23 protein-coding genes and 3 tRNA genes are annotated in these 24,522 nt (G+C 39.0%); 23 read left to right on the forward strand and 3 right to left on the reverse strand.

All coding sequences use genetic code 11. The features are described 5' to 3' along the window. The first annotated feature begins 449 nt into the window (after window positions 1–449). From purE to ACWTVK_RS08935, 14 genes are all read left to right on the forward strand, one after another. The gene (gene purE / locus ACWTVK_RS08870; RefSeq protein ID WP_105081468.1) at window positions 450–941 is read left to right on the forward strand and encodes a 5-(carboxyamino)imidazole ribonucleotide mutase; all 492 of its coding nucleotides are present in this window, start codon (window positions 450–452) and stop codon (window positions 939–941) included. 106 nt (window positions 942–1,047) lie between these two features. After that, entirely contained in the window at window positions 1,048–1,776 is a 729-nt protein-coding gene (purC, locus tag ACWTVK_RS08875; RefSeq protein ID WP_105085273.1) for a phosphoribosylaminoimidazolesuccinocarboxamide synthase, read from the forward strand. A 9-nt stretch (window positions 1,777–1,785) separates the two neighbouring features. After that, on the forward strand, window positions 1,786–3,204 hold the full coding sequence (gene purF / locus ACWTVK_RS08880; RefSeq protein ID WP_456046594.1) for an amidophosphoribosyltransferase: 1,419 nt from the start codon (window positions 1,786–1,788) through the stop codon (window positions 3,202–3,204). Next, window positions 3,191–4,252, forward strand: coding sequence for a phosphoribosylformylglycinamidine cyclo-ligase (gene purM, locus ACWTVK_RS08885; protein ID WP_456046595.1), 1,062 nt, complete (start codon window positions 3,191–3,193; stop codon window positions 4,250–4,252). The genes purF and purM overlap by 14 nt, the downstream gene beginning before the upstream one ends. Next, window positions 4,245–4,862 (forward strand): phosphoribosylglycinamide formyltransferase, encoded by a 618-nt coding sequence (gene purN / locus ACWTVK_RS08890; protein ID WP_456046596.1) that lies wholly within the window; start codon window positions 4,245–4,247, stop codon window positions 4,860–4,862. Before purM ends, purN begins: the two co-directional genes overlap by 8 nt. Before the next feature lie 24 nt (window positions 4,863–4,886). Continuing rightward, entirely contained in the window at window positions 4,887–6,416 is a 1,530-nt protein-coding gene (gene purH / locus ACWTVK_RS08895) for a bifunctional phosphoribosylaminoimidazolecarboxamide formyltransferase/IMP cyclohydrolase (protein WP_456046597.1), read from the forward strand. 130 nt (window positions 6,417–6,546) lie between these two features. Then, on the forward strand, window positions 6,547–7,809 hold the full coding sequence (purD, locus tag ACWTVK_RS08900) for a phosphoribosylamine--glycine ligase (RefSeq protein WP_456046598.1): 1,263 nt from the start codon (window positions 6,547–6,549) through the stop codon (window positions 7,807–7,809). Window positions 7,810–8,107: 298 nt separating this feature from the next. Further along, entirely contained in the window at window positions 8,108–9,250 is a 1,143-nt protein-coding gene (locus tag ACWTVK_RS08905; RefSeq protein ID WP_456046599.1) for an isochorismate synthase, read from the forward strand. Between the two features lie 39 nt (window positions 9,251–9,289). Then, window positions 9,290–11,056: a 2-succinyl-5-enolpyruvyl-6-hydroxy-3-cyclohexene-1-carboxylic-acid synthase gene (menD, locus tag ACWTVK_RS08910; RefSeq protein ID WP_308522778.1), complete on the forward strand. Its 1,767-nt coding sequence runs from the start codon at window positions 9,290–9,292 to the stop codon at window positions 11,054–11,056. Further along, window positions 11,053–11,913, forward strand: a complete 861-nt coding sequence (menH, locus tag ACWTVK_RS08915) for a 2-succinyl-6-hydroxy-2,4-cyclohexadiene-1-carboxylate synthase (RefSeq protein ID WP_308522779.1) — start codon at window positions 11,053–11,055, stop codon at window positions 11,911–11,913. Before menD ends, menH begins: the two co-directional genes overlap by 4 nt. 4 nt (window positions 11,914–11,917) lie before the next feature. After that, the gene (gene menB / locus ACWTVK_RS08920) at window positions 11,918–12,760 is read left to right on the forward strand and encodes a 1,4-dihydroxy-2-naphthoyl-CoA synthase (RefSeq protein WP_005387880.1); all 843 of its coding nucleotides are present in this window, start codon (window positions 11,918–11,920) and stop codon (window positions 12,758–12,760) included. Window positions 12,761–12,918: 158 nt separating this feature from the next. Next, on the forward strand, window positions 12,919–14,304 hold the full coding sequence (gene menE / locus ACWTVK_RS08925; RefSeq protein ID WP_308522780.1) for an o-succinylbenzoate--CoA ligase: 1,386 nt from the start codon (window positions 12,919–12,921) through the stop codon (window positions 14,302–14,304). Window positions 14,305–14,311: 7 nt separating this feature from the next. After that, window positions 14,312–15,463, forward strand: coding sequence for an o-succinylbenzoate synthase (gene menC / locus ACWTVK_RS08930; RefSeq protein WP_308522781.1), 1,152 nt, complete (start codon window positions 14,312–14,314; stop codon window positions 15,461–15,463). Beyond that, window positions 15,460–15,837 carry a PaaI family thioesterase gene (locus ACWTVK_RS08935; protein WP_303939948.1) on the forward strand — a complete coding sequence of 126 codons (378 nt, stop codon included), beginning with the start codon at window positions 15,460–15,462 and terminating at the stop codon, window positions 15,835–15,837. Before menC ends, ACWTVK_RS08935 begins: the two co-directional genes overlap by 4 nt. Before the next feature lie 95 nt (window positions 15,838–15,932). On the opposite strand, the gene ACWTVK_RS08940 is transcribed toward ACWTVK_RS08935, so the two are convergent. Then, a complete protein-coding gene (locus tag ACWTVK_RS08940) occupies window positions 15,933–16,550 on the reverse strand; it encodes a hypothetical protein (RefSeq protein WP_456046600.1) in 618 nt (205 codons plus the stop codon). A gap of 258 nt (window positions 16,551–16,808) precedes the next feature. Between ACWTVK_RS08940 and ACWTVK_RS08945 the strand changes: the two genes are divergently transcribed. From ACWTVK_RS08945 to ACWTVK_RS08970, 6 genes are all read left to right on the forward strand, one after another. Continuing rightward, window positions 16,809–18,023, forward strand: a complete 1,215-nt coding sequence (locus ACWTVK_RS08945; protein ID WP_456046601.1) for an inverse autotransporter beta domain-containing protein — start codon at window positions 16,809–16,811, stop codon at window positions 18,021–18,023. 371 nt (window positions 18,024–18,394) lie between these two features. Then, a tRNA-Asp gene (locus ACWTVK_RS08950) sits at window positions 18,395–18,470 on the forward strand. A 21-nt stretch (window positions 18,471–18,491) separates the two neighbouring features. Continuing rightward, window positions 18,492–18,567: transfer RNA gene (locus tag ACWTVK_RS08955), tRNA-Phe, on the forward strand. Between the two features lie 12 nt (window positions 18,568–18,579). Further along, a tRNA-Leu gene (locus tag ACWTVK_RS08960) sits at window positions 18,580–18,665 on the forward strand. Window positions 18,666–18,743: 78 nt separating this feature from the next. Further along, on the forward strand, window positions 18,744–20,192 hold the full coding sequence (locus tag ACWTVK_RS08965) for a hypothetical protein (RefSeq protein ID WP_456046602.1): 1,449 nt from the start codon (window positions 18,744–18,746) through the stop codon (window positions 20,190–20,192). Between the two features lie 365 nt (window positions 20,193–20,557). Next, the gene (locus tag ACWTVK_RS08970) at window positions 20,558–20,842 is read left to right on the forward strand and encodes a hypothetical protein (protein WP_456046603.1); all 285 of its coding nucleotides are present in this window, start codon (window positions 20,558–20,560) and stop codon (window positions 20,840–20,842) included. A gap of 52 nt (window positions 20,843–20,894) precedes the next feature. On the opposite strand, the gene pgtP is transcribed toward ACWTVK_RS08970, so the two are convergent. Further along, window positions 20,895–22,268, reverse strand: a complete 1,374-nt coding sequence (gene pgtP, locus ACWTVK_RS08975; RefSeq protein WP_060924140.1) for a phosphoglycerate transporter PgtP — start codon at window positions 22,266–22,268, stop codon at window positions 20,895–20,897. 527 nt (window positions 22,269–22,795) lie between these two features. On the opposite strand from pgtP, the gene relB reads away from it, so the two are divergent. From relB to ACWTVK_RS08990, 3 genes are read left to right on the forward strand one after another with little or no spacing between them, the layout of a single operon-like run. Beyond that, complete coding sequence (gene relB / locus ACWTVK_RS08980; protein WP_009352129.1) at window positions 22,796–23,017, forward strand: type II toxin-antitoxin system RelB family antitoxin; 222 nt, start codon at window positions 22,796–22,798, stop codon at window positions 23,015–23,017. Then, window positions 23,007–23,273, forward strand: a complete 267-nt coding sequence (locus ACWTVK_RS08985; RefSeq protein ID WP_308522785.1) for a type II toxin-antitoxin system RelE family toxin — start codon at window positions 23,007–23,009, stop codon at window positions 23,271–23,273. Before relB ends, ACWTVK_RS08985 begins: the two co-directional genes overlap by 11 nt. A 10-nt stretch (window positions 23,274–23,283) precedes the next feature. Further along, window positions 23,284–23,496, forward strand: a complete 213-nt coding sequence (locus tag ACWTVK_RS08990) for a hypothetical protein (RefSeq protein WP_060924139.1) — start codon at window positions 23,284–23,286, stop codon at window positions 23,494–23,496. 148 nt (window positions 23,497–23,644) lie between these two features. On the opposite strand, the gene ACWTVK_RS08995 is transcribed toward ACWTVK_RS08990, so the two are convergent. After that, window positions 23,645–24,436, reverse strand: a complete 792-nt coding sequence (locus ACWTVK_RS08995) for a carbon-nitrogen family hydrolase (protein ID WP_308522786.1) — start codon at window positions 24,434–24,436, stop codon at window positions 23,645–23,647. Between the last annotated feature and the right edge of the window lie 86 nt (window positions 24,437–24,522).

A 24,522-nucleotide genomic window follows, 5' to 3' on the forward strand; every position in this document is an offset into this window, starting at 1 on the left:
AATGGCACCAACCATAACTATGATTGGTGCCAAAGAAGACTCGTAGGGTGAATCCCCCAACATTTGACAGAGAGCCTCTTTATAGATAGAATACCCTCTTTTGCTTTTGCAGAAAGTATATATAAATATTGAAAAATGATACGTTTATTGAATAGATGTTTCTGTATAAATTGAGCATATGTTTATAATCAATTGATTTGAATAAAGTCGATATAATTAAAATTAATATTTTCGAATAGTTCGGAATATAACGAATAATAAAAATAATTAATTATATAATATTCGAAAATTGTATTGATTTTGTAAATATTAGGTGTTACAATTTGTGTACAAGAAGGAGGTAGCACCGTGAACTATGCAAATCAACAAACTCAAAGCAAGTCTACGGAGGCTATTTGTGCGCATTTGACCCAGTCTGTTTAGGCTGGGCTTTTTTATTAGGAGGATCTATGAAGGTCGGTATTATTATGGGCAGCAAGTCTGACCTAGACACAATGAAAAAGGCATCTGCCGTACTTGATGAATTTAACATTCCTTACGAAATGGTTATCGCCTCTGCACATCGTACGCCAGAGGCTGTAAAGGATTTTGTTACACGCCTTGAAGATGAAGGGGCTATCGCTTTTATAGCTGGTGCTGGTGCAGCGGCCCATTTACCAGGTGTAGTAGCTAGCTTCACTACATTGCCTGTTATCGGAATTCCTCTTAACGCAACCGCTTTAAAAGGTATCGATTCCTTGCTTGCTATTGTTCAGATGCCATCTGGTATGCCTGTAGCAACTATGGCTGTAGATGGTGCTAAAAACGGAGCACTTTTTGCAGTCCAAATTGGAGCAGCTTTCAACAAAGAATTGAAAGACCGATATGTACAGTATCGCAAAGATATGGCTGAAAAAGTCCTAGCAGATAATGCGGAACTACAAGGCGCTATTAAACTATAATCATATAATTCATTACCGATTACATTGCTGATTAAGAAAGCTTAATTTTTTTATTAGATATCTATTATATAGTTTGTATCATTAATTATGCTAAAGGAGATACATCATGGCTAACATCGACTTGGAAACATTAACATTATTGTACGAAGGTAAAGCAAAACAAGTATATCAAACAGATAACAAAGACGAGTACATCGTTCATTACAAAGATGATGCTACTGCATTTAACGGCGAGAAACATGATACCATCCTTGGCAAAGGCGTATTGAACAATAAAATCTCTTCCTTCTTCTTTGAATTATTGAAAAAAGAAGGCGTTCCAACTCATTTCGTTCGTCGCGAAGATGATCGCAACCAAACAGTACTTACATTGAATATCATTCCTTTAGAAGTTATCGTTCGTAACATTGCAGCTGGTTCTATGGCTAAACGCTTTGGCATTGAAGAAGGTACTCCTCTTAAACATCCAATCCTTGAATTCTGCTACAAAAATGATGAATTAGGTGACCCATTCGCTAATGAATCCCAAATCACAGCACTTGGCTGGGCTACGCAAGAACAACTTGATGTAATCTCTACTATTACATTAAAAGTAAACGATATTTTGAAAAAATTCTTGGCTACTAAAAATGTAACTCTCGTAGACTTTAAATTGGAATTTGGTACACATAATGGTGAAGTATTATTAGGCGATGAAATCTCTCCTGATACATGCCGTTTCTGGGATGCTACAACTGGTGAAAAACTCGACAAAGACCGTTTCCGTCGAGACCTTGGTAATATTGAAGAAGCGTACAAAGAAATGTTATTCCGTCTTACTGGCGAACGCGCCTAAGGGGGCACAATGAACTACGATCCTGTTTTTGATAAATGGCATGAAGAGTGTGGTGTATTCGGTGTCTATGATAGAACCGTTGATGTAGCACGCTATGTATATTGGGGCCTCTTTGCGCTCCAACATCGTGGTCAAGAAAGTGCGGGCATCGCCGTTACCGATGGTCATGATGTAGAACTAAAGAAAGGCATGGGCTTGTTGACTGAGGCTATCAAAGAATTACCATCTTTGCCTAGCCATATGGGGACTGGCCATGTACGGTACTCCACAACAGGGTCCAATAATCCACGCAATATTCAACCGTTAGTAATTCATTACCAAGGCGGTCAAATTGCGGTAGCTCATAATGGTAATTTAACGAATGCTTTAGCTATTCGCAAACGCCTTGAAGCGGATGGTTCCATTTTCCAAACGACTATGGATTCTGAGGTTATCGTAAACCTCATTGCTCGCTCTAAAGCTGAGACACAAGAGGAACGCATTGCCGATGCGGCACGTCAAATTGAAGGAGCCTTCTCTCTCGTTATTACTACGAACGACTCCTTGGTAGGTGTCCGTGATCCCCAAGGCTTTAGACCTCTTTGTTTAGGTAAAACTGAAAATGGTTATGTCCTTTCTAGTGAAAGCTGTGCCTTAGATGCTATAAAAGCCGAGTTTATTCGTCACATCGATCCAGGCGAAATGGTAATTATCGACGACTCTGGTGTACGTAGTGTTATCTATGCAGAACCAGAGAAAATTGACAAAAAGCTTTGTGTTTTTGAATATATCTACTTTGCCCGTGGCGATAGCCATATCGATGGTCAATCGGTATATCAATCTCGTCTTAATATGGGGCGTGAATTATATAACGAAACTAAATACGATGCAGATATCGTCATGTCTATTCCTGACTCTGGCACTACAGCTGCACTAGGCTATGCTCGTGCATCGGGCATACCATTTGCAGAAGGCTTAGTGAAAAACCGATATAGCGGTCGTACCTTTATCAAGCCAAATCAAGAGGAGCGGGAATTAGCTGTTCGTATGAAGCTTAATGCACTGCCCCACATAGTAGGGGGCAAACGGATTGTCCTTATCGATGATTCTATCGTACGCGGTACTACGAGTGGTATTATCGTTAAAATGCTAAAGGAAGCGGGCGCTAAAGAGGTTTACATGTGTGTAAGCTCTCCATCCATTGAGTATTCCTGTCACTATGGTATTGATACGTCGGTGCGTAAAGAGCTAATTGCTGCCACACATACAGTAGATGAAATAAAAGATTATATTCATGCTGACAAATTACATTATTTATCTCGTGAAGGCTTGTGTCGTGCTGTATCTGATATAGCGCCTAATGACTTATGTTTTGCTTGCTTTAATGGTGATTACAGTGTAGAGGTTCCTGCGGAACAAGAGGAAGGGGTCAAATATGTGCTCGAATAAAACTAGTTTAACCTATCGCGATGCAGGCGTTGATATCGATGCAGGTAATCGCGCAGTAGAATTGATGAAAGAATCCGTAAAACGCACCTATACACCTGGTGTTGTAGGTGATTTAGGTGGTTTTGGGGGCCTTTATTCCTTAGCTGGTCACTCTATGTCTGACCCTATGCTCGTATCTGGTACGGATGGGGTAGGCACTAAATTGCGCCTCGCCATCATGATGGATAAGCATGATACAATCGGCCAAGATTGCGTAGCTATGAGTGTTAACGATATTCTTGTGCAAGGTGCAACGCCTTTATTCTTCCTCGATTACATTGCAGTTGGTAAACTTGATCCTGTGAAAGTAGCAGATATTGTGCGCGGTGTGGCTGAGGCTTGTAAAGAGTCCGGATGTGCTTTACTAGGCGGGGAAACTGCTGAAATGGCGGGATTCTACGATAACGATGATTACGATGTGGCTGGTTTTGCTGTTGGAATCGTTGATCGTCCTAAATTGATTACTGGTGAAAGTATCAAAGCTGGCGACGTAATTTTAGGTCTACCATCGTCTGGTGTACATTCTAATGGCTTCTCCTTGGTTCGTAAAATTGTATTCGACCATAAACAGTTATCTATCGATACAAAAATTCCAGAGTTTGGTAAAACTTTAGGCGAAGAATTATTGACGCCTACTCGTTTATATCCTAAAGCTGTATTGCCATTGATTGAACAACAGCTTGTAAAAGGCATGGTTCATATTACCGGCGGTGGCTTCTATGAAAATATTCCACGCGTATTGCCAAAAGGCGTGACTGCAGAGGTAGATGTCACTACATGGCCACGACTTCCTGTATTTACAAAACTACAAGAATGGGGCAATGTTGCTTGGCCTGAAATGTACCGTACTTTCAACATGGGCATTGGTATGATTGTTATCGTTGACCAAAAGGATGTAGAAACGGTTAAAGAAAACCTTTCTAGTCGTGGTGAAGCGGTATACGAAATTGGCCGCATCGTAAGTGGTGATGGTCCAGTTGTCCTTAAAGGGGCTGAGTTTGATGTGTAATTCTAAAAAGCGATTAGCTCTCTTTGCTAGTGGTCGTGGATCCAATGGGGAAGCTCTGTATAAGGCTATGCAAGAAGGCTATATTAATGGTGAATTTGTTGTAATCATTACAGATCATGGTGATGCAGGAATTGTGGACCGCTCTAAATCTTGGAATGTTCCACTTATTGTTATTGACCGTAGCAACTATGATTCTAAAGCTAGTTTTGAACAAGCTCAACTAGATGCCTTAGAACCTTATAAGATAGATGGTATTGTGTTGGCTGGCTATATGCGCATAGTAGGGCCTAAGCTCATTGACCGGTATGAGCATAAAATTTTAAATATCCATCCTGCATTATTGCCATCCTTTCCGGGACTTCATGGTCATCAACAAGCCATTGACGGAGGCGTAAAAATTACGGGGTGTACGGTACACTTTGTTGATGCGGGAATGGATACAGGTCCTATCATTATGCAGAATACGGTTCCTGTATTACCCGATGATACAGAGGATACCTTGAGTGATAGATTATTACCTATCGAACATAAAACGTATAAAGAGGCTTTACGGCTATTTTGTGATGACAAACTCACAATAAAAGGGCGTGTTGTATATATTGAAGATTGATGTGTAAGCAAAGGAAGACGTTACATGATTAAAAATGCACTTCTTAGTGTTTCTGATAAAACAGGTATTGTAGATTTTGCGAAGGGGTTAGTTGAATTAGGTGTAACCATTTATTCCACAGGTGGGACCCTTAAAGCGATTACTGATGCGGGCATTGCAGCAAAAGCAGTTGAATCTTTAACTGGTTTTCCTGAAATGATGGACGGCCGTGTAAAGACATTGCATCCCAAGGTTCATGGTGGTATTTTGGCTATCCGTGATAATACTGAACATCAAAAAGCTATGGCTGACCATGGTATTGAACCAATTGACCTTGTTGTTGTCAATCTCTATCCATTCCGTGAAACCATTGCCAAACCAAATGTATCCTTAGCGGAAGCTATTGAAAATATTGATATCGGTGGCCCTACCATGGTGCGTTCTGCTGCGAAAAACCATGCGTATGTGGGCATCGTTGTAAATCCAAACCATTATGATGAAATCATAACAATGCTTAAAGAACATGGCGAGTTGACTAAAGAATATCGCTTTGGTTTGGCGAAAGAAGCCTTTGCTCATACTGCTGCTTATGACGTAGCCATTGCTAACTATATGAGCGGTATCTTAGATGAAGGCCCTACACCACCTGAATATTTAAGTGCTTATGAAAAGGTAACTGACCTTCGGTATGGTGAAAATCCGCATCAGAAAGCAGCATTCTACAAAGAAATTGGCAAAGCTCATGGCATGGGGGCCTTGAAACAACTTCATGGTAAAGAGCTTTCCTATAACAACATCGTAGACATGGAAGCGGCGTGGAATATGGTGTGGGAGTTCACAGATCCTGCAGCATGTATTATTAAGCATACAAATCCATGTGGCGCAGCGACGGCAGCTACCTTGCATGATGCTTATGTAAATGCCTACGAAGCAGACTCCGTATCCGCCTTTGGTGGTATCGTTGCTTTAAACCGTGAAGTAGATGCAGCTACGGCAGAAGAAATGAGCAAAATTTTCTTAGAAGTCATCATGGCACCTGCTTTCACAAAAGAAGCATTAGACATCCTTGAAGGAAAGAAAAATATTCGCCTCATCGAGTTATCTAAACCTGAATCTGGACAAGTAACAGTGAAAAAGGTTTCTGGTGGTCTATTAGTGCAAACAGAGGATGATATCCAAGAAGACCGGGCTAATTATAAAGTAGTTACAAAGGTTCAACCAACAGAGGAACAATGGAAAGCTCTTGAATTTGCTTGGAAACTTGTAAAACATGTAAAATCTAATGCCATTTTGATTTCTAACGAAAAACGTACACTCGGTGTGGGGGCAGGTCAAATGAACCGCGTTGGCTCTGCAAAAATTGCTCTTGAACAAGCTGGTGAAGCTGCTAAAGGCGCTGTATTAGCATCTGATGCATTCTTTCCATTTGGGGATACTGTAGAAACGGCAGCAAAGCATGGTATTGCAGCCATTATTCAACCGGGTGGCTCTATTCGAGACGAAGAATCCATCAAGGCTGCCGACGAAGCGGGCATTGCTATGGTATTTACAAGTATTCGTCACTTTAAACATTAATTTGTTTAGCCTAATTGAGGGTTAGAGTCGAGCACTACCTCGTATCATTGATGCGTAATAATGATTATAGAGGCTATAAGTGCTTACATAAATGATGTATTGATGGCGTTTAGGCGTCGATGGAGGATTTATGAAAGTATGTGTAATCGGTAGCGGCGGCCGCGAACATGCATTGGCATGGCGATTGTCCATCAGCCCTAGCGTAACAAAGGTATATGCCATTCCTGGCAGTGCGGCCATGTCAGATTGTGCTGAGCTAGTAGGTATCGACTGGCAGCAAAGCGATCATTTAATTCGTTTTTTGAAAGATAATCACGTTGATTTAGTCGTTGTTGGTCCAGAGGCTCCTCTTGTAGCAGGACTAGCAGATGCACTCAATGCAGCGGGGATTCCTGTCTTTGGGCCATCTAAAGCAGCTGCTCAACTAGAAGGATCCAAAGTGTTCGCCAAAGATTTAATGAAAAAATACAATATCCCAACTGCTGCCTATGGTGTATTTCACAACGTAGAAGAAGCGAAAGCATTCATCGCTACAACAGGGGCTCCCATCGTTGTTAAAGCGGATGGCTTAGCAGCTGGCAAGGGTGTTGTAGTGGCTATGACTATTGACGAAGCAAATGCGGCTGTAGAAGATATGCTCAGTGGCAATCGTTTTGGAGAGGCCGGTAGCACCGTAGTTATCGAAGAGTTCATGGAAGGCGAAGAGGCTAGCTTACTTGCCTTTGTAGATGGCAAGACTGTAGTTCCTATGATTGCTTCCCAAGACCATAAACGCATCTTTGATGGAGATAAAGGTCCTAATACAGGTGGCATGGGTACCTATGCACCAGCGCCAGTGCTTACTGATGCATTGCGTGATGAAGCGATGAAAACGATCTTAGAACCTATGGTCGAGGCCATGCAAAAAGAGGGCATGCCTTATGTAGGTTGTCTCTATGCAGGCCTTATGATTACGCCTCAAGGTCCTAAGGTTGTAGAATTTAATGCCCGCTTTGGCGATCCTGAAACACAAGTAGTATTGCCATTACTTGATAGTGACTTAGGTCAAGTTATGATGGCTTGTGCCACAGGCACATTAACAGCTGATATGGTGAAATGGAAAGATTCCTCGGCAGCTTGTGTCATTCTTGCTTCTAAAGGGTACCCTGAAACATCTTCCAAGGGTGATGTGATTCATGGTGATATTAAACAACATGATACAACCATCGTATTCCATTCTGGTACTAAACTAGTAGGCGAAGAGTATGTGACAAATGGTGGCCGTGTTCTTGGCGTAGTAGGTCTTGGTAAAGACCTTAGAACAGCATTAGATAGAGCTTATGGCCGTATAGAACACATCAATTTTGAGGGCATGCAATACCGTACAGATATTGGGGCGAAAGCTTTCAAATAAAGAAAAAGTGTTTCGAATACAGTAACAGCGTTTTAAATACAGCAAAAACGTTTTGAACAAAGTAAAACCTCTACACTCATGCATATTACATGTGGTGTAGAGGTTTTTATTTTCTACCTTTTAATGGTTACCTATGTTATAATAATGTAGATATAAAGAGGGCCCATCGACGTGTGATGGCGTTAGGCTCATCTCAAAAATTTTGAAACCTATTGATGGCGCCTAATATGTAGAAGTACATCTTCTACATATTAGGTGTTTTTACTATAGTCTATTTTTCGTATAGCGACATACAACTATGAAATATAACAAAGAACTGTTAAAACTGAATAGTCCGGTATCATTTTGGATGAATTTCCCCAATGAAGAACGTGTGTTTTGGGTGGATCGCCAAAGTGACCGCATCGTTGTGGGCGCTAAACGTTTAGCGACGGTTAAAGATGATGACGATCGCCATAATTACGCTTATGTATTTTATGGGGATACTTTTTTTGATACTGTAAAAGACCCTAAATGGTCTAATATGGGCCATGAAATGATTGCTTTTACCCATTATTACATCGTAGAAAATGGAGAATCCTTCTATTTACATGCTGGTGAAAGTGTACCTATTGAGAATTATGAGGTACCTCGAGTTCGTCATAACTACAAGGAAACTAGCGATGATAAGGCGGATTGGAACCGTTTGATGAATGCTATTGCTGATGGCATTAGTCGCGGTGAAATGACTAAGGTCGTCTCCTCTCGCGAGGTGGAATTCACTAGTGAAACACCATATAATGTGGCAAGTATCTTGGCTAACTTAGTCGATAATAATCCTAATTGCTTTATCTTTGGCTATGAAAAGGATGGGCGTACCTTTGTAGGAGCATCGCCAGAAATTCTAGTGCGTCATCGCGGCAGTGAAATCCTTAGTTATGCCTTAGCTGGAACGGCGCCTAAACATGGACCAAATGCATGGATTAAGGAGCAACTGTTAACAGATAAGAAAAATCTTTTTGAACATACTATCGTCCGTGATCGCATTGTAAACACTATGAAAGCTATTACTCCAGATGTGACCATAGGTGAAACGGGTATTATGGAGCTAGCTCACCTCTATCATTTGCGAACCATAATTACCGCAAAGGATAGTACAAAATCTCTTGTGGAATGGGCTAAATTGTTACACCCTACACCAGCCCTTGGTGGGGAACCTCGAGAAAAGGCATTGGCGCTATTACAAACGTACGAAGCCCATGAGCGTGGTATGTACGCAGCACCTTTTGGCTTTATGAAGGACATGGGGGACGGCATCGTAGTCGTTGCCATTCGATCTGCTCTCATCATGGATAATGTACTATATGCCTATGCAGGTTGTGGCGTTGTAGCCGATTCTAATGCGGATGAAGAATACGCAGAAACTAATAATAAAATGCGTACCATTTTGGATGCTTTATAATTGTTTCCGTACCTCTAGGGGTGTTTGAAAGGGAATATAATGAACGAATATATTGCTGCCTTGGTAGATGAATTCTATCAACTCGGCGTCCGTCATGCCGTGTTTAGCCCTGGCTCTCGTTCTACGACGATGGCCATGCTTTTCACTGAGCATGAAGGATTTGAAACCTATATGAATATAGATGAGCGCTCTGCTAGTTTTATGGCTCTTGGCATTGCAAAGGCTCATAAGGAACCAACTGTACTCGTTTGTACCTCTGGTTCAGCAGTGGCTCATTATTTGCCCGCTATTTTAGAGGCTCAATATAGCGGTGTGCCTCTCATCGTACTATCTGCAGATAGACCACACACGTTGTTACACGTAGGGGCTCCGCAAACAATAGACCAACAGAAAATTTTTGGTACCGCTGTAAACTATTACGAAGAATTAGCAGTGCCTCAAGAGGCTCATTACTATACATATCCACGCCAAGTAGCGCGTAAAGCGTATATGAAAGCTATGGATACTAAAAAAGGACCAGTACATATCAATGTGCCTCTCTTTGAGCCCTTGGTACCTGAACTGGACAGTAAACACTTTGAAGCGGGACGTAGTCCCTTTAACGTAGTTAAGCCACATTATAGTAGTGGCTGTAACTATGATAATACAAGTCGTAAAAGTCATGTAAACAATTCTAATAGCAGTAATAATGATAGCGTCCTTGCCCGATATAAGAATATTCTTATATTAGCTGGACCACAGGTAGATGTTGTAGAAGCTAACAGTATTCTTTCTTTTGCTACAACGCTACAAGCACCTATCTTGGCAGATCCATTATCTAATGTAAGACGATGTTATAACTCAGATAGTAATCGTAGTGAGAAGGAAGGCATCGATATTAATAATGTAGTTATTTCTACATATGATGCATTTTTAGCGGAGAAAGAGCTATGGCCCATCTTAAAGCCTGATTGCGTAATTCAGTTTGGACAAATCGTTGTGTCGAAACGCGTGCAACAGATGGTGGCGAGTTGGGATAATGTAGAATACATTGAGGTTAATCCTACAATGGACTCTATGAATCCAACGGGTAAAACCACTACGCACATGCAAGCAAGTATTGATGTATTTACGAATCTGTATGGTGTACAAAATGACTCCCACGCATATCTTGGTAAATGGCAGCATTTAGAAACAGCAGGAAAAGAGACATTAGGTACAGCCATAGAGGAACCAAGTTGCTTTGAAGGTCGCACGATACGCGAGTTACAGCAACATATTTCCAGTAATGCACAAGTGCTTGTTGCCAATAGCATGACTATTCGAGACTTTGATTATTTCTGGTTTAGTGGGGAGTCTAAAGCAACTCTATATGGTAATCGAGGCGTCAATGGTATTGATGGTACTATTTCTACGGCTCTAGGGCTAGCAGCAAATGGCAGACCTACATATCTCGTAACAGGTGACTTGTCTTTATTCCATGATTTAAATGGATTGGCTGTGGCGAAAACGCACAATCTCAATTTGACGATTATTTTGCATAATAACGATGGAGGCGGTATTTTTGAATACTTACCGCAAAAGGGAACGAAGCATTTTGATTACTTGTTCTCTACATCGCAAGGCTTAGATTATAGCGGAGCTGCCAAACTTTATGGCTGTGGTTATACTAAAATCGCAAGTCCCGACGAATTGAGTACTGTACTAGCTAATGTTAGCTCAGAATCAGGCGTTCATATCATTGAAATCCCTACAAATCGGGAATATAGTCGACAGTTACATAAGAAATATACGAAAGTTTCAGTTGATATGGAGGCATTACTATGAGTCAGTATTTTTGCAGTATTGTAGATAATGCTTTGTGTAATCCAGCTCAACGCATGTACTTTGATTTGGGTGAATACCGCTACGGTTTGACTATAGTTGGCGATGGAGAACCTATTGTGTGTTTCCATGGCTTCTCTGAATCGAGCTACACTTGGGATGCTATTAATCTTCCCGGCTATCGCGTGGTCCGTATCGACTTGATTGGTCATGGGGATTCCGATATCCCTGAAGAGGGTGAGGCTTATACCATTCCTCAAATGATAGAGGATTTGCATACCGTTATTTATCATATGGTGGGAGATAGTTATTACCTCATGGGTTACTCCATGGGGGCCCGCATTGCCCTTTCCTACGCTTTGGAATATGAAAGTGAAATCAAAGGACTTATTCTTGAAAGTGGCTCTGTAGGTATCGCCTCTGATGATGAGCGAGCGAAGCGTCGTAAGGCCGATGAAGAGCTAGCGGTTCACATTGAAAATCATGATGGTGCATGGTTTGCGACACGTTGGGCAAAGGCTCCTATTTTTGAAAGTCAAAAACAGCTTTTACCAGCGGTGATTGAACTAATCCAGTTACGTCGTGCTCATAATAGTCCATATGCATTAGCATGTACCCTTCGTGGCTCAGGCCAAGGGGTCATGCCTTATGTGGGGGATAAATTAGAAAAATTATCTCTTAAAGGCTTATATGTAAGTGGCGCATTAGATACAAAATATACTACAATAGGAAGAGATGTATTTGGCAAGTTGCCAAACTTTAAACATGTCGTCGTCGAAGGGGCGGGGCATAATGTGCATATAGAAAAACCGCAACTATTTGAACAAGCGGTATTAGATTTTTTACACAAGAAAGGTTAAGTCCATGAGCAAATTTGATTGGAAAGTATTGGATCGTAATTATGAAGATGTAATTTACGAAACATATAATGGCATTGCAAAGATTACTATTAATCGCCCACAGGTACGTAACGCGTTCCGTCCTAAAACTGTTATGGAGTTAATCGATGCTTTCACAGTAGCTCGTGAAGATAACGAAGTAGGCGTAATTGTATTGACTGGTGCAAACCACGGTCAAGGTGAAGATAAAGAAGCATTCTGCTCCGGTGGTGACCAAAGCGTACGCGGCCATGGTGGTTATGTAGGCGAAGATAATGTACCTCGTTTGAACGTTCTTGATTTGCAACGTTTGATTCGCGTTATCCCAAAACCTGTTATCGCTATGGTTAACGGTTTTGCTATTGGTGGCGGTCATGTATTGCACATCGTATGTGACCTTACCATCGCTTCTGAAAATGCTAAATTTGGTCAAACTGGTCCTCGCGTAGGGTCCTTCGATGCTGGTTACGGTGCAGGTTACTTGGCTCGCATGATCGGTCATAAACGCGCACGCGAAGTATGGTTCCTTTGCCGTCAATACACAGCTGCTCAAGCTTATGAAATGGGGATGGTTAACTGTGTTGTACCATTCGACAAATTGGAAGAAGAAACAGTTCAATGGTGTAACGAAATTCTTGAATTGTCCCCAATGGCATTGCGTATGTTGAAAGGTGCATTCAATGCCGATACTGACGGTCTTGCAGGATTACAACAATTCGCAGGCGACGCTACATTGATGTACTACACAATCGATGAAGCAAAAGAAGGCCGTGATGCGTTCAAAGAAAAACGTAAACCGAACTTCAAACAATTCCCTAAATTCCCTTAATAGGGAGAGTTACTAGTCCTAGATTGAGGACTAACTAATTTTAAAATAATAAGAGCGCCTCTATATGAGGCGCCTTTCTTGTAATATCTCTTTGATATTGATATTTCAATTGTTATTTACTGGTAATTAGAAATCAGGCTTAGATATGAGGTGAGACGATGGAATGGTTACGGTATGGTGCAGAGCACTATCCTGATCGCATATGTATAAATGAATATACCTATAAGGATATTTATGGCGGAGTAGTCCATGTAGCTCGTAAATTAGTGCCTTTAAAAACCTCTTGTGTGGCCATTTTATCGGACAACTCTGTTACTATGGCAATCTATGTACTGGCAGCTATGCTAGCTCATAAAGAGGTACTATTACTTAATGTACATCTTAAGCCTAATGAGATAGAAAACCAATTGAAACAATTAGGTGTTACCACCGTTTTACATAGTCAAGACCGACGGAATCAACTGCCTGATTCAATGTGTGTTATTGAGTTTGAACCTCTAGAAACTATTCTAGTTGCCCGTGTTTTAGAAGATATCTTTGATTGGACATTTAATGATACAGACATTGCAGCTATTATGAACACTAGCGCTACAACAGGTCAGTTTAAATCAGTGCCCCTTCGATGGGGGCAAATTAGAGCTCATGTACAAGCGTCTCAAGAGGTGTTAGGTAAAACCGAACAAGATAATTGGCTTATGGTATTACCGCTGTTTCATGTAAGTGGTCTATCTATTTTGATGCGGTCTCTTTACAATGGAACGGCTGTTACGATATTGCCTAAATACGATGAGATAAAGGTTTTAGAACTCATTGAATCTGAGAAAATCAATATGATGTCTCTCGTACCCACAATTTTGACTCAATTAGAACCGAAGATTACACATCATACATTACGTGTTATTTTGCTAGGTGGCGAGTTTATTCCTATGGCTCTCATCGATGCTTGTGAAAAGAAATCGCTGCCAATTTACAAGACCTATGGCATGACGGAGACCTTTAGTCAAAGCGTTACCTTCTCTGTATTGGATTACCCTCATAAACGAGATTCCGTAGGAAAACCATTACCAGGAATGCGTATTCGCATTGATAATCCTGATGCGGATGGAGTAGGTGAGATTCACTTAACAGGCCCAATGGTTATGACTGGATATATCAATCAGGAACCTATTGATGGGGATCTAAATACAGATGATATCGGTTATGTCGATGAAGATGGATTTGTATATATTCTGAATCGCCGCAAAGACCTTATCATATCTGGTGGAGAAAACATTTATCCAAAGGAATTAGAGGATTTAGTCTATACATTGCCGGCGGTGAAGGAATGTGCGGTTGTACCTGTATCTGATCCTAAATGGGGCCAAGTACCAGCGCTCTTTGTGGCTTTTCACGATGGTGAAAGCATGACTGGAGATGCAATTCTATCCTTTATGACCAAATCCTTGGCAAAATATAAAGTTCCTAAATACGTAAAGATATTGCCTGCTTTGCCTAGAAACGGAACAGGTAAAATTATGCGTAATGAACTACATTTAGAAGATTGAGGCGCCTATGAATGATATTTTAAACTTTAAAAGTATAACTACATATCGCCTTAAACTGCCGTTAAAGTTTAACTTTAAAACTGCCAAAGGTGAAGTAAAAGAACGAGAAACGATCGTCATTCGCATCGAGGATCAACAAGGTTATATAGGTTATGGGGAATGCGTGGCTTTTACAGAGCCCTTTTATACAGCAGAAACTGTAGATACATGCTGGCAAAAATTAGTGGATGACTATATTTTTAATCTCCGTTTGATGCGGCCTAAGCCGCTCATGACCTATGTGCGTCAGCTACAGTTTTGGCTAAATCGAGATCATATGCCTATGACAATTGCGGCCTTAGAAAATGCATTGATTAACCTTCATTGTGAGCGATTAGGTGTAAACTCCGTTGCCTATATTATGGGGCGGCCTTTACAAGATACCGTTGAAAGCGGCGTTGTTATCGGTGATGTACCGATGGAACAATTGCTAGATGTCGTAGAAGCTCATGTGGCAAATGGTTGTAAGCGCATCAAGTTAAAGGTGAATCCTACAGATGGCTACGAACGGGCAGCCTTAGTACGTAAGCATTACCCCAATTTAGTCTTGGCAGCCGATGCAAACCAAAGCTATTCTTATGATGATATTGATAAGGTCCGTCAATTTAACGATTTGAAGTTAGCTTGCATAGAAGAGCCTTTTGCTATAACAACGCTTCAATCCTATAAGGAGTGGAAGTGGGGACGCCTCAACAACGATGATTGGCATATTGAAACGCCTATCTGTTTAGATGAGTCCATCTTGGGCTATGACGACTTATCCTATGCTATTGAGTATGGGCTGATTGACGTACTCAACATAAAAGTAGGTCGTATGGGTGGTCTCGTACCTACTAAGGCAGCTATTAATCTTTGTAGGGAGTGTCATATTCCGTATTGGGTGGGTAGCATGGTAGAGTCGGGCATTTCTAAAATGTTGCACGCTCAACTAGCGGCTCTAGGTGATTCCTATATGGCAGGAGATCTATCTGATTCTAATAGATATTTTGAACGAGATCTTATCTATCCAGATTTAACTTTTAAGGATGGTGTTATGCATGTCCCTGATGGAGATGGCTTAGGTGTAACTGTTTTTGATGATAGATTAGAAGCGTATTGCGTGGAGAAACGAACACTATGAATTTGATAGAATCTTTACAAATTGAAGCACCTCGTATGACGAGTGATACTACATGTATTGCGAAAATGAATCTAGGCGACTTTCACAAGCAACCGCAAGGTTACCTAAATGGTGGAGCTACCTTGGCCTTTGCAGAAATCGTTGCAGGTATGATGAGTAATGAACTTATTGGGGCAGATAAATTTGGTGTTGGACAATCTGTAACAGCTAATCATTTGCGCCCTGTACGATGTGAAGGGGCCTTAACAGCTTACGGCACATTACTGGTAAAAGGGAAAACGTCCCATGTGTGGCGCTTTGATATGCTAGACGATGCAGAGCGACTCATCTCCCAAGTAACCGTAACACTAGCTATTGTGGACTTTGATCGGTAATAGATAACAAGTAATATACAATGATAAAAGGACAGTACATACTATTTCAGTATGTACTGTCCTTTTATGGTTTTGAATGTCTTATTAATTACTTTTTACTTACGAGTCACTGTATATAAGTCTTCCATGTCTGGAATATCGTAAATAACCCATGTGCCATCACCTAAGTGACGCATCAAAACACGTATATCTTTTGTCATATTTCTTTTGTTGTTTTGGATTGTTACTGTTACGGTAGCTGTATCTCCATCGTCTTCAGATTTAATGTTTTTAACCTCTACATCATGCGCTTTGAAGAGACGACCATCTACAAGACGATCGACCATGGATATGTTGTCATCACTTTGAGCCGTATTGTTAGTATCTGTTGTAGTTGGCTGAGATTTAAAGCTATCTGGATCTTCAATATATTTTCGCATCACATCTTCAATTAAAGATGGACCAAATGTTTTAGCTGCTGCAATAGTAGCTTTGCCAAATGGATTGGATGTATCTATATATTTATTGCCTTCCCGTTCTAATATATTTTTTACGATAGATTTCGTATCTATATGGCGTAAGGCTTCATCGGCATCTTTATCTTGTATGGCTTGATGGATAATTTTTAACGTATAAGCTGGTGTATGGGGAATGTACCACATGAAATACCACGCTGCTGCTAAGGCACCAACAATAGCAATAATTAAGATGGTTATAAGTGATTTTGATTTCATTGTATTGCTCCAAAGTATTTTATATTACATTCTTATTATTTATATAATATATATTTATTTTATCATAGTCAAAGGTCCTTCACTATAATTATTAATTAGTGATACTTAAAATAATAAAACTTTCAAATATATGCACTAATAAACTATAAAGAATATATATGCTGTAAAGTGGATAAGATATATTATTGCTTTAGCTGGTTAAAGGATATATAATAAAAGTATCTTTCATGAAATTTTCATATAAAAGAGGGATAGATTATGGTTAGTAAAAGGGTTATTATCAAATCTTTAGTATGCACGGCATTGACTTGTAGCTTTGCTACATATGCTTTTGCTGCAGATAAGGATAATGGGGAAACAGTTCAATCAAGCTGGATGGATCGTACGGATATCGGTATTGGGTTACAAGGTACTCAGAAAGATTCTTATCATGATTATGCAATGCCTAATAAACAAATGACTGATAATAATCTAAGCTATGATACACGATTCCATTATCGTAATCATAATTCTAAGCAGAAAATGAACGCAAAGTATTTTATAGAAACATTGCAACCCATAAAACAATATGGTAAAGATGGAAAATCCGTGGTGTTTGTACAAGGTCGCTTAGATGGTAATGGTGGCGAAAAAGTTTCCACTACTACATATTGGAATGGGGCGGACGCAGATTTTGGAAGAATTGTCGGTCAAGATACTTATATTGATAAAGGTGAAGTAGTAGAACATGATACGCTTGGTGTTGTCGGTACTGCTGGTGTTGGCTATCGTCGCCTTAGTACACATGAGCATGCCTACGTCGGTGCCAATGTATTCTATGACTATGCTTTTAAGAATAAATTTTCTCGTGTTAGTGCAGGCTTAGAATATGTAGCTGGTCTAAATACGATTAGTGTCAATGTATACCATGGACTATCAGAAAAAAAGGTGGGGCCTTATGACATTAACACACCTTTGCGTCAAGTACCACGGGCAATAGATTTTCATGATAGCTTAAGTTCACCACCTGATGGTATTCGAAGAACACCTCGATATTCTTATGAACATGTATTGGATGGCTTTGATATACGGTATACACGAGATTATAAGAATGCCCGTTGGCTATCTAGTTATGTGGAAGGATATCATTGGAAAACAAAAGCACCAGGAGAACATCCAGCAGAGATGTTCTATATTGACCAACATAAGTGGCAATCCATACATGGGCTAAAGGTAGGCGCTAAAATGAATGTGACGCCTCATATCTCTGTAGACTTAGGAATTGGTAAAAGCAATATTAGTTCTGTAGAACCTTATGTATCTGTTATGTATACTTTAGGTAAGTCTAGATATGCGTACTTTGGTGGTAAACATAGTGAAAATGTGATGACTTCGGCACGTTCTAAGATGTTTGATAAGGTTAAACGCAGTGATATGAAGGTTGAGTATTATTGGGAACAAGACTTGCGTGACGGTCCTTGGGATCATTTATAATTTGTATCATACTTGTGAAAATACTATAATAAATAATTTTATATTATTATATTTAAATTGGTACCTATTTTTCGTTAAAGAAATTTAGGTGCCAATTTTTTTATTATCCTTAAGCTGGTTCGTGACAAAGTCACAAATCAGAAAAGCATCCGTTTTATAGGTGATGGTGATTTTAATTTCTATGATTATAGGTATAATTTGAAGTATATTCAAGCATACTGAAAATAAATGGCTAATATTTGCGATTTTTAGTAGATAGTTCTAAATTTCACATATTTTAGAAAAATTCATTAAAAAATTAGAAAAAAGTACTTGCATTAGTCGGTTACATCATGTTAATATATATGAGTAGTCAACGAGAGTTGATACGCGGCCCCGTGGTGTAGCGGTTAACATGTCGCCCTGTCACGGCGAAGATCGTCAGTTCAAATCTGATCGGGGTCGCCATTTTTTTTTACAAAAAAACGTGCCTCGGTAGCTCAGTTGGTAGAGCAACGGACTGAAAATCCGTGTGTCGACAGTTCGATTCTGTCCTGAGGCACCATTTGTATTCCATGCGGTTGTGGTGGAATGGCAGACACGCCATCTTGAGGGGGTGGTGAGCGTACGCTCGTGAGGGTTCAAGTCCCTCCAACCGCACCAAAATATAAGGACCTACAGTTTACTGTAGGTCTTTTTTGCTATAATATTAAAAGTTGTAGATGTATATAGGAGAGAGAAATGAATAAGAAATATTTTGTGCTGATGATGCTTTCACTAGCATTATCTAGTCAGTTTAGTTTAGCGGCAACAGTGGATGAGATACCCCCCAATACCAGTGCTGAACTGAAAAATAATGCAAAGTCAAATCAGCCTGTACAAACTAAAGCTCCTGTGAAATTAGAGTTTGTTGAGATTATTCCTGGTGCTTTTAAAGCTGTTATAAGGGATAAATCTATTAACTCTAAAAAGCTTTCGATTCAAGATGAAATTACATTAGAACGGAAGGAGAAGGAGCACGCTTCTCAGCGATTTAAAATATCAGAAAAACCTGATTTTGGTAGTGAATACAAAACGTTTGATCCACTTTATAATGATAAGGATGAACAAGTACTAAAAGAAATTAAAAATTATAATACTGAATCAACACGTAATGAAGGCTATTTTATTGGTGGTCGAGATAAACCTTTACGCATTGTGAGCCCGTATATGAAAAAGAATGGTCAAGGCGAAATTAAGCTAACAAATCCCATTAATACTAAAGATTATAGGACGCGTGCTGATAGGGACAAAGCAAATGAAAAGGCAATTCGAGAGTATTTAGATCAAAATAAAGGCCATGATTTATTTACAGTTCGTTCTAAACAGGAAATAAAAGAGTCACTAGAGAGTCTGTTTAAACCTGTAGAATTAATTGAGTATCCTATCAATAATCCCAAAGATTATAAAATGATGCCTTTGATTCCTGGTTTTCCAAAGAAAATACCTAGTTTTGCTAAAAATATTCATATGCATAGTAATCCAAGTTTTTTCCAAGGTAGGGCTTATGTACAATTTGCATTTGGAGGCACACCGGAACAATTAAAGCCATATATTGATGAAGCACGTTCTAACTCTAAAGTGGTTATTTTAAAATCTGATATATCCAATGTGTATGTTAAACAATTTATTGACTCTAATATGGCTTATGCAGATTCTCTATCTGCATTAATTCCAAGGTCGATACTGGCTGTAAAGAATACAACTGTGCCGATGGGTAAATTTATACAAGAGCGACAAGACCATCCAATTGATAAATTTGTAGATGAAATATATGAGTTGGAAAATCAAGTACTAGCAGAATTCAATAAGGTACAGATTCCAGATGAAGACAATAGTGCAAAGTATAAGAGATATTTTGAAATTCGTAAACGAATACAAGATGCGCGAGATGTATTAAAGCCTAAACCGAATTATGATAATAAGCGTTCTAAAGATAAAGTGTATCCAATTTATACTGAAAAAGAAAATCGAAAGTTTCAAAAACAATATTTGCATAGATTGTCATATAATGAAGATTCGATAGAAATACCAGACAATTATGTACTGTATTTATTTGATTTTGGGGGCACTTGGAATCATCCATACTCTTTAGGCGCTGCAGTCAGTCCAGATAGAAACTATATCATTTATTTCTGCCAACAAGGTTGATTATAAAACAATAAAAGGTAGCAACATATATATTGCTACCTTTTTTGCTATATCCATATTGGCAGAACTTCATATTATATGTACAATCATAGTAATTAATAATATATTGTTTTGGGAATGAGAGTGTTTTATGAAATTTAACTATGGCGATACATTGCGTATCCGAAATGAGTTATATACGATCCTAGGCAAAATTCGTTACATTGATACTCATGAGAATTTGGTATAAGTATAAGTTAGTCAAACATAAGAATAACGCAGAGTTTTGGATTTGTTGGAACAAAAAACGTAGTGTATATCAGTTTACAAAGTTATGTGGTAAGGTGATGCTATCTGATATGAATGTAGTACATAGAGGTTATCAGATGGTAATAGGTACAAGAGGGGATATAGATACAGATATAGATATTGGTGCTTTCTCTCGTTATGAAGAGTATGAAGCTGATAATGGTACTCATATACTTACTATTGAAAAACGGGTTCATACGACAGAGTATTCCAAAGGCGTTTATGTTGATAAAAAATATGTGTTGCTTGAAAGCAATGCAGAGATAACTAAGCCTATTCTAGATAAAATGGATACTGTTAAAAAGGTGAGATTTATAGGCCCAATTATTTGGTTTTTGGCAAATTTACTTAAGAATAAATAAAAGGTAGCAACATATATGTTGCTACCTTTTGGTTTGCTCTAGAATTTAGTTGTTAGCTGTTTGCTTCAGCTGGTTGTAATTGTTCAAGTTCTGCTTCTTTAGCATCTAATTCTTTTGCGCCAAAGTGTGCAAGTACACAGAATGTAACACAAAGAACACATGCTACCAACAAGAGATAGAAACCTGCATTCCAACCAAATTTATCTGCTAACACACCGAATAGTGTTGTACCAAGGTTGGCACCGACGATGTAACTCATGAAGCCACGAAGACCAACGGCAGAGCCTACCGCAAATGGAGGTACGATATCCATAGTTTGTACAGATGCTAAGAATTGAGGAATGTAGATTAAGCAACCTACGACAGCAGCAAAGAATGTAACCCATAATAGGGATTCACTTTGCCAATAGCCAAAGATACAGAAGAAGATAATACTTACTGCAATGATTGCTGGTGGCATACGATAACCTTTAAAGAATTTATCGGAAATATAACCTGCAAAAATTGTAGAAGGAATGGCGGCCCATTCGAAGAATAAGAATGCGATGGACATTTCTGCTTTAGAGAAGCCTTTTACTTGTAATAAGTAAATAGGCAACCATGTAAGCATACCGAAACGAATCATGTAAACGAATGTATCAACTAGAGACACATACCAAGCATTTTTATTTTTTAATACGTATTGTACAAAAATTTGTCTTGTGCTTAGGTGCGGTGCTTCTGCACTTCTATGTGCTTTATGAGCTGTATCGGCAATGATTTCACTAGTTGGTGGTAAGCCTTCTCGTTCTGGACTTTCTTTAATCAAGAAGCCAATAATAACAGCTACTACAATCGCAATAATTGCAGGAATACCATAGCTGCCTAATTGCCAGTGATCAGTAGTGGTGAAGTATAACGCAGCAGCTACGATTGGTGCTACGATACCGCCACCAAGATTATGGGAGATATTCCAAATTGCCCCAAAGCGACCACGTTCTTGTTTTGGATACCATTTAGCGAGTGTGATGAAGGATGGGCCTACACCAAAGCCTTGGAAGAAACCATTAAGAACTACTAATACTAAGAAGAAAGCGAGGCTGTCGGCAAAGCTCATAAAAATATTGATAATTGCACAGCAAATAAGACCGAAAGCCATAAATTTTGCAGGGCTAGCTTTGTCAGCAAGACTACTCATGAAGCCTTTACTTAGACCGTAGGCGATAAGCATACCACTAGATAGCAAACCGATTTCCGTTTTGCTCATGTGTAAGATATCTGATAAAAAATGAGTTGATAAGGCAAAGTTGTTACGAACGATATAGTACGCAGCGTAACCAATAAATATACCGGCTAGAGATTGAAATCTATATTTGTAATATAAATTCATAATCATATTCTGTGGAACCGATGGTTTTGCCTCTTTTGGTTGTAGAAATGAAAACATAGTTATTACCTTTCTTTCATAATAACCAAATTCTAGTGCACTGCTAATAATACCATTTATAGACGACTTATGTAAATGATTAATGGTAGTAAATTAAGTGTTGATGTCATAAAATTTATTAATATTACAATTTATATAAATCTTTTGCAAGTATTTATTGGCAAATGAAAAAGATAAAATTTTTATAAAATATTGACAAAGTTATTTTATAATTGTATATTAAAGGTGACATACTGGCGTGTCGTTAAAGGGATTTAGAGAGAGTTAGCCAGACTGACATACGATATAGTTCGAGAGTAACTATATACATAAAAAGGCATGCCGCTGAGAGACGAGAGAAGGGTGGTGTGCCTTTTTTGTATACCTAATCTGAGTAATGAAATATATAGTATTATGTATTTATAAATCATTTTTATTCTCTGATTTCTAAAATATAAAATTTTGTTAAAATAACATTGTCCTGTTTTTATGATATGGACTAAGACCTCCTTATGTAATACAATGTATTACATAAGGAGGTGCTTTATATGGCAAATATTTCAGTCCGTTTAAATGAACAAGAAGAAGAGTTATTTAAAACCTATGCTGAGTTTATGGATGAAACACTTTCTACCCTCTTTAAGAAGGCTTTATTGGAAAAGATTGAAGATGAATTTGATCTTAAGGTAGGTCAAAAAGCATTAGCAGAATACGAGCAAGATCCAGTTACCTATTCTGTGGCGGAAATGCGTGCAAAATATGGCTTATAAACTTGAATTTTCTAAACGGTTTGACAAGCAATTTTCTAAATTAGATAAATCAACGCAACGTTATCTTTTTAATTGGCTCATAAAGAATGTAGATAATGTTGAGAACCCTAGGTACTCAGGAAAATCATTGACAGGTAATAAGATCGGGCTTTGGCGTTATCGCATTGGTAATTATAGAGTGATAGCTGATATTAATGACGGTAGATGTGTTATTTTAGCCTTAGAAGTGGGGCACCGAAAAGATATTTACAAATAGAGGATATACCATGAAATACTTACGTCGTGAACTTAATCAAGTGGAAAAAGAATATTTAAAACAATTTGGACCAGACTCCTTGGACCGTGTCGTTCTTCACGATCCAAATACAAAGGATAAACAAGAAGTACAAGATACGATTGATATTCTAAAAGAAGCTATGGCAAAAAATAAACCTCTAGAACAAGTTCCAGAGGACATGTGGAAACTTATTGAGTTTTAAAGTATGGCCATTAATCTAGAGCAAACTAGAGTTATTTATTTTATTAATACAGCACAATAAAAACAAAACTAAACTAAACTAAAGGCACATTGTTAAATGAATGCTTTTCCTAATATAAGGAGAAATTCAATAACAATGTGCCTTTATGTTATAGGTTGTAGAGTTCCGGTTTGCGATCTCTAAAGATGTTAATTTTGTTGCGAATGTCTTCGACTACAGCGAGGTCGATGTCTATGGAAGCAATGCCTTCGTTAGTGTCCATTTCGAGTAAGTTGGTACCCCATGGATCATAGACGGCAGAGTGACCTGTACTTTGAACGCGACCTACTGTACCACAGCCGTTTACGGCACAGACGAAGAGTTGGTTTTCTATGGCTCGTACTTCATTGAGTACTTGCCAATGACGTAAACGCATCGTAGGCCATTGAGCAGGCACAAATAATAATTCTGTGCCTGGCAATGCAGCCATTCTTACGAGCTCAGGAAAACGGATATCATAACAGATGACAGTACTGCAAGGTATTCCGTCTAGCTCGAAATGTGTAGTATGAGTGCCGCTAGCAAAGTATTTGTCTTCTTTAGCGGGGCTAAAGCCGTGCATTTTGGAATATTCACCTACGAGATCACCTTCACGGTTGTATGTATAAGATGTATTGAATACTAAATCATCTTTCGCTACAGCGACAGAGCCGCCTACGATATTCACGTTGTGCTCTTTTGCAAAGGCGCTGAGCAATGATTTTGTTCTTTCCCCATTTTTGTCGGCAATCGTAATTAAATCATCTGATGGGTGAAAGCCTGTGTTCCAAGTTTCAGGTAAAACAATAATATCAGGATTTTCTGTAAGTGATTGAGTGAGTAACTCTTGAACGCGATTGTAGTTGTATTCTACGTCATTTACGTGAACGTCCATTTGTAAGAGGGTTAAGCGTTTTTTCATGGCAAATCCTTTATCGATTAGAAGCGTATAATTTTTGTGATTTGTATTATAATTAGAATATTAAAGCATTCCATTCTAGATTACAA

It is taken from the genome of Veillonella sp. Ser01, from assembly GCF_053850375.1.